The organism is Vibrio atlanticus (genome assembly GCF_024347315.1).
In the GTDB taxonomy this organism is placed as follows: domain Bacteria; phylum Pseudomonadota; class Gammaproteobacteria; order Enterobacterales; family Vibrionaceae; genus Vibrio; species Vibrio atlanticus.
On the sequence record NZ_AP025461.1, the window covers coordinates 845,359 to 857,414 of the forward strand.

7 protein-coding genes are annotated in these 12,056 nt (G+C 44.6%); 3 read left to right on the plus strand and 4 right to left on the minus strand.

The annotated features are described in order from the left end of the window. Positions 1-130: 130 nt before the first annotated feature. Entirely contained in the window at positions 131-2,317 is a 2,187-nt protein-coding gene (yccS, locus tag OCV30_RS19475) for a YccS family putative transporter (RefSeq protein WP_009845575.1), read from the minus strand. Positions 2,318-2,494: 177 nt separating this feature from the next. On the opposite strand from yccS, the gene helD reads away from it, so the two are divergent. Both helD and OCV30_RS19485 read left to right on the plus strand, forming a co-directional pair. Beyond that, a complete protein-coding gene (gene helD / locus OCV30_RS19480; protein WP_065679923.1) occupies positions 2,495-4,570 on the plus strand; it encodes a DNA helicase IV in 2,076 nt (691 codons plus the stop codon). An 87-nt stretch (positions 4,571-4,657) separates the two neighbouring features. Continuing rightward, the gene (locus OCV30_RS19485) at positions 4,658-5,008 is read left to right on the plus strand and encodes a VOC family protein (protein ID WP_065679924.1); all 351 of its coding nucleotides are present in this window, start codon (positions 4,658-4,660) and stop codon (positions 5,006-5,008) included. 186 nt (positions 5,009-5,194) lie between these two features. On the opposite strand, the gene tkt is transcribed toward OCV30_RS19485, so the two are convergent. After that, complete coding sequence (tkt, locus tag OCV30_RS19490) at positions 5,195-7,186, minus strand: transketolase (RefSeq protein ID WP_065679925.1); 1,992 nt, start codon at positions 7,184-7,186, stop codon at positions 5,195-5,197. 86 nt (positions 7,187-7,272) lie between these two features. Next, on the minus strand, positions 7,273-8,223 hold the full coding sequence (gene tal, locus OCV30_RS19495) for a transaldolase (protein WP_029223051.1): 951 nt from the start codon (positions 8,221-8,223) through the stop codon (positions 7,273-7,275). Positions 8,224-8,682: 459 nt separating this feature from the next. Between tal and OCV30_RS19500 the strand changes: the two genes are divergently transcribed. Continuing rightward, positions 8,683-9,681, plus strand: coding sequence for a sugar-binding transcriptional regulator (locus OCV30_RS19500; protein WP_065679926.1), 999 nt, complete (start codon positions 8,683-8,685; stop codon positions 9,679-9,681). A gap of 46 nt (positions 9,682-9,727) precedes the next feature. Here the strand turns inward: OCV30_RS19500 and OCV30_RS19505 are convergent, their stop codons facing one another. Continuing rightward, on the minus strand, positions 9,728-12,031 hold the full coding sequence (locus tag OCV30_RS19505) for a putative bifunctional diguanylate cyclase/phosphodiesterase (RefSeq protein ID WP_065679927.1): 2,304 nt from the start codon (positions 12,029-12,031) through the stop codon (positions 9,728-9,730). Positions 12,032-12,056 lie beyond the last annotated feature (25 nt).

The window sequence follows — 12,056 nt, forward strand, 5'->3', positions numbered from 1 at the left end:
TGTAGATAAAGGGTAGGCAAGTGGTTGCTCTACCTAGATGAGCCTTTTGGTAGAGCAATGTATAAACACACGGAGTGTTCAAAAAATGAGCAGTTTCGTTATCTTTTTGTTTTTACTGTTGTTTTGTTTTTCATCTTGAAACTTCTTTTTCAAGCGGCTTTTCAATCTTAACTTTAACTGCAAATTTTGTGGCTAAGGTATGCAGTTCTGGAAGCATTCGATAAATCAAATGTAGCTGTTGTAGAACCATTCTAACAGAGCTCTCATCCTCTTCTCTCCATTCACTTAAACGCTTATCAAGTTCAGGATCGTAAGCGTTTTTTACTTCGCATTGTTCTTGATGACAAAACAGCTGGTCGTTGAGAGCGTCGAGATGCTCGTGTATTACTCTGTGTGCGTCCAGTACCAGTTTATGTGTTGCTTCGTCATCGATACGTGTTCTATGAGCACCCAGAGCAGAGATATAGCTGAGTAGTGCATGGTTAAGTGTTAGGAATCGGAAGCTCTCATCTTCAGACGTACGGTACTTACCCGGCTCAACCAGCATGCTACTAACAGCGGCAGTCAGATTTGCATCATTGTTATGTGCACTGCGGCGTGCAATACGATAGCTAAGGCTGTCTTTTTTGCCTACACGGTATTGGCCAATGATCTGAGCGAGATAATCTTTATTGGAATCAAGCGCATCTGCCATCACCTTGTGAAGTCGTTTTGATTGCCAGTCCGGTAAAATATAGCTAACCGCTAAAACAGCAAGCGCGCTGCCAATGAAGGTATCTGCTAGTCTTGGCAATACAACTGCGTAGCCTTCCCCTAATTGATTGAAGCAAAAGAGCACAAGCAGTGTGATAAAGGCGGTCGCGAAGCCGTAGTTATTGATACGGAAAGCGAAGAACATCACGCCACTGACCACAATGAATACCAGCTGACTCTCTTGAGATGGGAAAAAGGTCAACAACGGTACTCCAATCAACAAGCCTGCGACGGTGCCAATGACACGAGCCGTCAGCTTTTGTCGCGTTGCACTGTAGTTTGGTTGGCACACAAACAGTGTTGTTAGCAAAATCCAATAACCTCTTTCAATCTCAAAACCTTGGATAATTCCGTAACCGATCGTCAAAGTGATCGCCATACGAATTGCATGACGAAATAGCATCGAGTCGGTGTTCAAGTTGGCTTTGATCTTATGCCACATCGCCGTCAAAGTATGAGGGTTGGTATCGTCCAGTACGCCTTCTTCTAGTTTTTCTGCATCTGGGTTACTTATATTTGATAGCTGTTTTTCGACGGTAGCTAGGTTATTAAATAAGTAATCCAACTGGTTGAGCAGTGATTTCCATTCTGGGTTGTTCTGTTGATGCAGATGATTAAGTGAAGACATCAGTTCATCCAGTGCCAGAACAGATTTTTCGCCATGTTGGTATTCAGCGCCAACCTTCAGTGAGCTTGCCACTTCTTTACAAGCTTTAGCTTGGGCTTCGAGCAGATACTTAAATCGAAATAAAACGTCTGATCGCTCAAAGTGTTTTGCCAGTTCTTGATAACGGTAGTGGCTGGAGCTTACGCGTTCATGAATATCCTGTGCGATGAAGTAAGTATTAAGGAATCGGTCACTCGGTCCGTCAATGTGCCCGCGCTTAGAGCGGTTGAGTAGCGTCGCTTTGCACATGTTGAGCGCGTTAACAGTGCTAGCATTGAGTTTGGCTTCAATAATGCGATGTGGTTGGGGAATCAAATCTGAAACTGGATAGAAGAGCTCTGCTTTAGAGCCGATGTAATTGCCGATTTGATCGAATACTGTTGCTAGGTTTTGCTGCACTGGTTGCATTGGCCATACGATCTGCCAAATCATCGACATGAAGTAGTACCAAGCTGCGCCCGTTAACAGTAATAGAGGTTGAAACCAAAGGTTAGTGCTCTCGTGAGCCCCAAGCATGGCGTAGATAGCCACAAGTAATGATCCAAATGCGATACTGGCATATTTAGGGCCAATTGCCCCAAGTATAATAAAAGAGAAGGTTGAAACGAAAAGCCCTATCGCGAACAGCCAAGGCGTGTCGAAGAGAATCTCAATAGAGAAGGCTGCAACGGCAAAACAGATAAAGGTTAGCGTGAGTGCTTTCAAACGTCCGGTAAAGCTATCATCACTTTCAGCAAGAGCCGCAGCAATAACCCCTAAAATTAATGGTGTGATCAGTGTGTTTTGACCATAATACCAAGCAGGTACTACAACACCGAGCAGAGTGATGAGAATTAATACGCTGTAATTTATGGTTTTATTCGCCCAATAAAGGCGTAGTTTTGCTGAGAAGTCCACAGTCGCTCACTTGACACACTAAAACCATAATCCTAACAGAAATCAAGCACAAGAATTTGATACTTATCCATAATTGCCCCTAGGTGGTCATGAAAGCGTCGATAAGCAGTGAGACATTATTAATTCTCACTGCATCATGATATAAATTCAATATTCCCTATTAAAGAGCACGCTCCAATGCAGCTAAGCGCTAATAAGACTGCACAGTTTTTTATTCAAAATGAATATCATCAAGTTGAGCTTGATGGTCCACGCCTGCTGTTATCTTCAGTAGGCAGTGAAGAACGTATCCCTTTCACTATTTGGAGTGGCAAGATCGCGATAAAGCGCGGATTGTTTTGGGGATCGTTGCAGTTTTTTGCTAATCAACAAGATGGCAAACAGCGAAGCTGGTTAGTCCAAGGCCTTCCATGGGAACAATGTCGTCAATTTGCGCGCGCATCGGTTGCTGCTTATCAGAAGTGGCATGACAGACAATGTGAACAGCTGGCAGAGCACGTTCCTCAATGGGAAGCTGAATTGACACGTCTTGAGCAACTTCCTGCTTTCCTACCGCATTCTAAAGTGAAGACTTGGGTCGAGATGGTCAACGCAGGTCTGGAAAATATGACGATGACTCTAGAGGAAGCGGCACAGCGCATGCCAAACCGCATCGCTCGAATGCAGCCATGGTTGTCTGAAACGGAAATTAAGCAAGCCGAGAGGAATCAACAGTGGTTAGAGACAGAAAGACAAAATTGGGAAGTATTGTTTGCTCAATGTGAGTCGTCACCCCTGAACTTATCGCAACAATATGCGGTCTTGATGAATGATGATCACAACCTTATTTTAGCGGGCGCAGGTTCAGGTAAAACCAGTGTTCTCACCGCTCGCGTCGCGTATTTATTGCAAAGCCACCAAGCTCAAGCTGAAGAGTTGTTACTGCTCGCCTTTGGTCGTGAAGCCGCGGAAGAGATGAAGCAGCGCCTTAACAGCAAAATTGGTATATCAGCCGAGAAGGTGCAAGTCAGTACTTTCCACCAGTTGGGTCTAAAGATACTGAATCAAGTTGAACCCGAACGCGTGGTTATTTCTCCGCTCGCGCTCGATGACAACCAACGCCAAGCATGGTGCATTGATTGGTTGAAGAAGCACTGGATGACGCCGACCAACTTTAAACGTTGGCAAAAGCACTTGTCTAAATGGCCAATTGCTTATTTAACCGGTGATGATGAGCTAGGTAGTCATGTTTCAAATCTTAAATTGATTGGTTGGCTTGAAAAGCAACTTGAACAGTTGAATGCATCGGGTTTAACGAAAAAAGAAGTACAGCAACAACTGATTGATCACCGTGACTATACGCGCCTCAACAGCGAGCTTTCACTGTGTTGGCCATGCGTAACCGCTTGGCAAAAGGAATTGAAAGAACAGAATCATATCGACTTCTCAATCATGATTAGCCGAGCGACACAGTATGTCGAGAAGGGGAAATTCATTTCGCCTTGGAAGTTCATCATGATCGATGAATATCAAGATATCTCACCAGACCGTTTAGCCTTGGTTGAAGCCTTGTGCAATCAATCGAAAGCGCAGCACCAAGCTTCTATTTTTGCCGTAGGTGATGACTGGCAGTCAATTTACCAGTTCGCGGGTGCAGATGTTGATCTAACGACGGGCTTTAAAGATCGTTTTGAGAGCTCGACAATTCATCACCTAGATACGACTTATCGATTTAACAATCAGTTAGGTTCGGTTGCCAATCGCTTTGTGCAGGAAAACCCGATTCAATTACCAAAAGAGCTCAACAGCTTCAAGCAACAGAAACAGAAGTCGGTTTATAGTGCGCCAAGCAAAGAAGTTGAGAAGATCCTCGATCAGATAAACAGGCAAGCAAAAGGTAAAGCCAATAAATCAGTGATGTTGCTTGGGCGAAATCATTACCACAAACCAGAGCTGTTGGAAGACTGGAAAAAAATCTATACCTCAATTGATATCAGCTTCATGACTTGTCACGCGAGTAAGGGTAAAGAAGCGGATTTCGTGATTATTCTTTGCGTTGATGAAGGACAGTTCCCCGCGAAGAAGAAACAATTGCACATTGATGGCGCGTTGACTGAATCTTCGGATGTGTTCCCTTATGCGGAAGAGCGTCGTTTGTTTTACGTGGCAATGACGCGAGCAAAAGAAAAAGTATGGATCACGCACAGTGGCGATGGTTCTGGCTTTGTGCAAGAACTGCATGGCTCTGATTACCCTGTCGTTCGTAAAAAGTGATGTCACTTGGCGTAATTGTCTAAGATTAGATCTTCAAGCCCTGCCTTAATATCACAAGGCAAACGTATAAAGCAGAAGGAATCCGCTATGGAACACGGCTCTATTAACTACATTGAATTTGCTGCGAAAGACATCGCTGCCACGAAGGCATTTTTCAGCCAAGTGTTTGGTTGGATCTTTGAAGACTATGGTCCCGAGTATTCTGCTTTTGAAGGTAAAGGCTTAATGGGTGGGTTTTATTTAGCGGATCTAGCGTCCAATGCTGAAGGTGGTGCGGCGTTGATGGTTTTTTATAGCGAAGATCTTGAGCAAACCAAGCGTGATGTGACTGATGCTAGTGGCGAGATAAACCGTGAGATATTCAGCTTTCCCGGCGGGCGACGCTTCCATTTTAGAGAGCCAAGTGGTAATGAAATGGCTGTGTGGAGTGATAAGTAGAGAATTAAGGTTCTGGTAAACAAAAAGCCAGCTATGCGAAATGATCCTGTAACGTTGGACATTTCTGTTAAGCGGTAATCAAGGCCTGACTATCGAAGTCAGGCCTTTTAGTTTCATTTTATACGTCTGGTATTGTAGAACTAATTATGCATCAACCCATTTAAGGGCGAGGCAATTTAATCAAGACTAAGCAAGAATCTCTTTCGCTGTGTTTACTACGTTTTCAGTAGTGAAACCAAACATCTTGAATAGTTCGCCTGCTGGTGCAGATTCGCCGAACGTTGTCATACCGATGATCTTGCCACCGAAACCAACGTACTTGAACCAGAAGTCAGCGATGCCAGCTTCTACAGCGATACGTGCTGTAACGTCAGATGGAAGTACAGACTCACGGTATTCAGCGTCTTGCTTATCAAACGCGTCAGTTGCAGGCATAGATACTACGCGTACCGCTTTACCTTCAGCTGTTAGTTCAGCAGCAGCGCTAACCGCTAGCTCAACTTCAGAACCCGTTGCGATAATGATTAGATCTGGCTTACCAGCACAATCTTTCAGGATGTAACCACCCTTAGCGATGTTTGCTACTTGCTCAGCGTCACGATCTTGTTGTGCAAGGTTTTGACGAGAGAAGATAAGTGCAGAAGGGCCATCTTTACGCTCGATTGCCAGTTTCCAAGCAACAGCAGACTCAACTTGGTCACATGGGCGCCATGTGCTCATGTTTGGAGTTAGACGTAGAGACGCGATCTGCTCAACTGGTTGGTGAGTTGGACCATCTTCGCCTAGGCCGATAGAGTCGTGCGTGTAAACTTGGATGTTCTGAGTTTTCATCAGAGCAGCCATACGCATAGCGTTACGCGCGTATTCCATGAACATTAGGAACGTTGCGCCGTATGGTACGAAACCACCGTGCAGAGCGATACCGTTCATGATAGCCGTCATACCGAATTCACGTACACCGTAGTGGATGTAGTTACCAGAGAAGTCATTTGCTTCAAGAGACTTAGAACCAGACCACATAGTCAGGTTTGAAGGCGCAAGGTCAGCAGAGCCGCCCATGAATTCAGGTAGCATAGCACCGAATGCTTCTAGAGCATTTTGAGATGCTTTACGTGATGCGATGTTTGCTGGATTAGCTTGAAGATCAGCGATGATTGCCGATGCTTTCTCTTCCCATTCAGCAGGAAGATCACCGTTTACGCGGCGTTTGAATTCAGCTGCCAGCTCAGGGTATGCTGCTTCATAAGCTGCAAGTTTCTCGTTCCACGCTGCTTCCTTAGCTGCGCCTGCTTCTTTCGCATCCCACTCTGAGTAAACTTCCGACGGAATTTCAAAAGGACCGTGCTCCCAACCTAGTTGCTTACGAGTTGCTGCGATTTCGTCAGCGCCTAATGGTGCACCGTGACAGTCGTGCGTACCTGCTTTATTTGGAGAACCAAAGCCAATCACTGTTTTAGTACAGATTAGAGTTGGACGAGGGTCCGCTTTAGCTGCTTCAATAGCCGCGTTGATAGCGTCAGCATCGTGACCATCAACTGCTGGAATTACGTGCCAGCCGTAAGCTTCGAAACGCTTAGGAGTATCGTCAGAGAACCAACCTTCAACTTCGCCATCAATAGAGATACCGTTGTCATCCCAGAAAGCAACCAGCTTACCAAGACCTAGCGTACCCGCTAGAGAGCATGCTTCGTGAGATATACCTTCCATCAGACAGCCATCACCCATGAATGCATAAGTGTAGTGGTCTACGATGTCGTGGCCTTCTTTGTTGAACTGTGCCGCAAGTGCTTTCTCAGCCATCGCCATACCAACAGCGTTGGTGATGCCTTGACCTAGAGGACCTGTAGTCGTCTCGATACCTGGTGCGTAGCCGTACTCTGGGTGACCTGGAGTCTTAGAGTGCAGTTGACGGAAGTTCTTAAGATCTTCAATTGAAAGCTCGTAACCTGCTAGGTGAAGCAGAGAGTAGATCAGCATTGATCCGTGGCCGTTAGACAGGATAAAACGGTCGCGGTCAGCCCACTCTGGGTTTGATGGGTTATGGTTCAGGTGAGAACGCCAAAGTACTTCAGCGATGTCAGCCATACCCATAGGTGCGCCTGGGTGACCAGAGTTTGCTTGTTGTACGCCGTCCATGCTTAGAGCACGAATTGCGTTAGCTAGATGTTTGCGGTTCATAGAAACTTCCGAATAAAAATTAAGATAAACAAATTGATAAAAGTAGGGGAACTGAACGTTCCCCTATTTGAAATTGGTAAGAGTGATTACAGCTTAGCTGCGATCATGTCTTCTAGTTTGCCTTGGTCAACTGCGAAGTTGCGGATGCCTTCAGCTAGCTTCTCTACAGCCATTGGGTCTTGGTTGTGATCCCATAGGAATTCAGCGTGAGTCATTGCAGCAGGACGCTCTTTAGTACCGTTAGAGTCGATTAACTTCTCTACTACTTCGCCTTCAGCTGCTTCTAGGTCTGCTAGAAGTTGAGGAGCGATAGTTAGACGGTCACAGCCTGCAAGTTCAAGGATCTCGCCGATGTTACGGAAGCTTGCGCCCATAACAACAGTCTTGTAGCCGTGCTCTTTGTAGTAGTTGTAGATGTCTGAAACTGAGATTACGCCTGGATCTTCTGAAGCTTCGAAATCGCGACCTTCTTTCGCTTTGTACCAGTCCATGATGCGACCAACGAAAGGAGAGATTAGGAATACGCCAGCTTCAGCACAAGCACGAGCTTGAGCGAAAGAGAATAGAAGCGTTAGGTTACAGTTGATGCCTTCTTTCTCTAGGATTTCAGCAGCACGGATGCCTTCCCAAGTAGAAGCCAGTTTGATAAGAATGCGGTCGTTAGTGATGCCAGCGTCGTTGTACATTTTGATAAGTTGACGAGCTTTAGCAACGCTGCCTTCCATGTCGTAAGAAAGACGAGCATCTACTTCAGTAGAGATGCGGCCAGGTACAACGTTAAGGATTTCTTTACCGATGTTCACGTTAAGCATGTCACAAGTGTCTTGAACTTGTTGTGCTTTGTCGCCACTTTGCGCTTTAGCGTATTCGATAGAAGCATCGATTAGAGGTGCGTACTCAGCAATTTGAGCGGCTTTAAGAATTAGAGATGGGTTAGTTGTTGCATCTTCAGGAGTGTACTTGCTGATAGCTTCGATATCGCCAGTGTCAGCTACAACAGTTGTTAGTTTACGAAGTTGCTCTAATTTATTGCTCATTTTGATCATCCTATGTATCGCAGAACACCCCTTTAATGGGAGAGGTGTGGGCATTTGCAAGCGAACTAATGAAGTTCCTCATGGTTGTACCAGTGAGTCAAACTTACATTAATTTAAATTTTTCTTCGAACGAACATTTGCACAGAACATTTGATCGCTCGATGAGTAAATGATGTAGCCATATTTATCCGATCTAGCCCCAAAGTCAACGGTAAATAGTGCTGTATGGTGACTTCAGTCAAATATATTTCGCTCTAGTAATCATGGGGTATGCAAGCAAACGTTTAACGAACAAAGTGAGGTGAATTAATCAACACCAAAACTATGGTTATGATGCTGAGCAAATGCTCCTTGATGTTACATATGTTCGGGGTGTAAGCTTGTGTATCACTTACTGAGCTCTCCTTTATTAGGAAGTGCAGCAGGTAAAATAATTGTTAAATATTGGTTGAGTGGTATATGAGTAACAATATCCAAGATGTTTCCGAAGAAAACACTGATCTCCTAACCGAAGTCGCCGTTGCCTACTATCAAGATGGTGCGACTCAAGAAGAGATCTCTAAAAAATTCTCTATCTCTCGTGCAAAGGTTGGTCGAATGCTCAAACAAGCCCGCGATGAAGGGATTGTCGAGATCACCGTGAAATACCACCCAGTATTCAGCGCGAAGATCGAACAACGTTTGATCGAACGATTTGGTGTTAAGCGTGCACTGGTTGCATTAGACCAACCGAATGAAGAGAAGCAGCGGTTACAGGTTGCGGGCTTGGTGTCGAACTACTTAACGAGCACCCTAAAAAACGGCATGGTAGTCACGGTTGGCCAAGGTCGAAACGTATCGTCGGTTGCTCACCATACTGGCGTAATTACCCCACGTGACTGTAAATTCGTATGTGGTATCGGCGGCATTCACCCAAGAGGCGGTATGTTTAACGCCGACCATATATGCAGACAACTAGCGAAAAAGTACGGCGGATCTTCTGAAACCTTGTACGCGCCTGCTTATGCAGAGAACAAAGCACAAAAATCCGCGTTCATGGAAAACAGTACTGTTAAGCAAACACTCGATCTAGCTCGTAAGGCAGATGTTGCATTAGTGGGTATTGGTGACATGAGTGAAAACAGCTATATGGTCGACCTAGGTTGGTTTACGGCGGGAGAGGTCGTTCAATCTCGTTTACTACAAGGAGTGGTGGGTGACTTTGCGGGTTATGACTTTTTCGACGTGCATGGTAAAGCGGCAAACACAGTAATGAGTGACCGAGTCATCGGCTTAGGTTTGGAAGAGTTCCGTCCTATCGCTGAAGTAATCGCCATCGCTGCCGAGAACAGTAAGCCATTAGCTCTGTTAGGTGCACTAAGAACAGGTGTGGTTGATGTTATTGCGACTAGTGTAAGTAATGCTTTAACGGTGCTTAACTTGGATGAGCAGATGAAACATGCTGAGTTAGATGATTAGCAAAATATAAACCAGGGGAGCCCGTTTTGGCTCCCTTTTGCTCTCGCTAAAGAATAGGTTCTGACTCTTTACTCGTGATTTTAGGGAGCGAGGAGAGATACGTGCACAGTTCGTCATAAGGAATAGGACGAGAGAAGTAGTAACCTTGCATCAAGTCACATCCACATGCTTTTAGAATCGCGAAGTGTTCGTTTGATTCTACGCCTTCTGCCAGCACCACCATACCGAAATTTTTACCGATAGCGATGATGTTCTGGACCATTGTTAGTGACTGTTGATCGACTGCTATGTTTTCAATGAAACTCTTATCAATCTTAAGTTCGTCGATAGGGAGTGCTTTTAACATGCTCAATGACGAGTAGCCCGTACCGAAGTCATCTAGAGAGATCTTAATATCGTTTTCTTTGAGGGCTTCAAACAGTGGTTTCACTATAGCCACATCTTCAATGAACAAGCTTTCAGTAATCTCGAGCGTTAAACAGCTTGGTGAGAACTGATATTTCTCAAGCGTAGCGAATAGGTGTTCGGAGAACAACCTATGCGAGAATTGACGGACTGAAATATTGATCGATAATCCGATATTTTGGCTCGTTGTACGGTGTAAATGAGCAATTTGCATAACACTGGATTCAATAATAAAGGTACCAAGTTTGTGCATTAAGCCTGTGCTTTCAGCAATAGGAATAAATACATCTGGCGGGACAAAACCCAGTTCATCGTCTATCCAGCGTACCAGCGCTTCTACACCGTGGGTGCTTTTATCTGCACGAACCAATGGTTGAAAAACCATAAATAAAGCTTGTTTATCGATAGCGATACGAAGCCTTTGTTCTACTCTCATTTTGTAGAGGTGGGCGTCTTGCATTTCGGTCGTGAAAATACTGTATGAGTTTTGCTGCTGTTTCGCTTTGTACATCGAAATATCGGCAGAGCGTAACAGGCTATCTAAATCTCTTCCGTGGTCTGGGAAGCGGGCAATACCTACACTGCAACTCAACAAAAATTGAGCGCTTTCAACTTCATAAGGTTGAGAAAGTACTTCAATAATTCGTTCTGATAGTCGCTTAATTTCAGATTCACTATTCAGCGTTGTTAAAAACAAGAACTCATCACTGGATTCTCGTACCAATAGGCTGACTCTGGAGCGAAACCGGATCAAACGTAATGCAATTTGTTTGAGCACCTTGTCTCCGAAGTCATGTCCATGGGTATCATTAACACATTTGAAGTTATCGATGTCGATAAACAGCAGTGAGAATGGCTCTGACTCATCTTCAATCCACTTGCCAATGTTTTTACGCATATAGGAGCGGTTGGGGAGAGAGGTTAATGGATCGTGATTGGCTTGGTAAATCAATTGGCTGCGAGTTCGTTGCTCGTTCTTCGCAATCGATTTTACTAAAAAATAGAAACCAAACTGAAGAACAACAAAAACAAAGAAAAGAGTACCGAACTCTTTTGCGAATATACCATCAACGTGTTCTAGGTCTGTACGGCCGACAACCCAAAGCTTGTAGCCTGGAATGTATTTAGCGCTAACGAGCGATGGGAAAGCGCTATCATCGATACAGAAAGAATATGTGTATTTTCCTGTTTTCGCTTCTTTGACGCTGACAGTCACTTGCTCAGAAAAGCTTTTGGTAATGCGATCCATTAGATCGTTATCAACTGGTTTTAAATAAGCGTCTAGCGACTCGATATCGCTAGAAAAAAACTGACGATAGTTGTCGGTTCTAAGTAGAGTTAACGTGTTGTAATTGCCTGCGTGCGCATTGTTTTCAAACAATATTGTGCTGTCTAAGCGTAAACCTGCGGTCATGACTGCATCAACGTTCTTGCCATCGAGAGAAATGGATTTTCTCATTGGGATCACGAGGCTGTTAAGAGAATCATGGAAATAAGTGCGCCCCAAAACCATTTTATTACTAGATACAGCCTCTAGAAATGAGTCTTTGGTGTATAGGAGATCCAGTAAGTTAAATTGGTCAGACAGCTGTAGGTTTGAGCTGATTGACAGGTAATCCCCTTGAGGATTTAGTAACCCGAAAGCGGCTATTGCAGGATGACTATCAAGCAGTTTATCTAATATTGGTCGAATTTGAATCGAAGCCGTTCGGGTAAAGTCGGACTGCTGAGCAAGTTGATGCCCAACCACTTCAAGCAGTGCTTCTTGGCTAGTTAATAGAGAGTTTACTGAGCTAGAGAAGATCTCGACTTGGATATGTTGTTGCTTGGTAAAGTCATCTCTGTTTGATTGCCACTTGGTTATGCCAAAGGCGCTGAAAAGTATCAGGGTAAGCAGCACGATCATAGCGTACAGCGACCAGATATTTTTCTTAAATAGAGCCATGAGATGCCTTTTGTTGGTGACTACT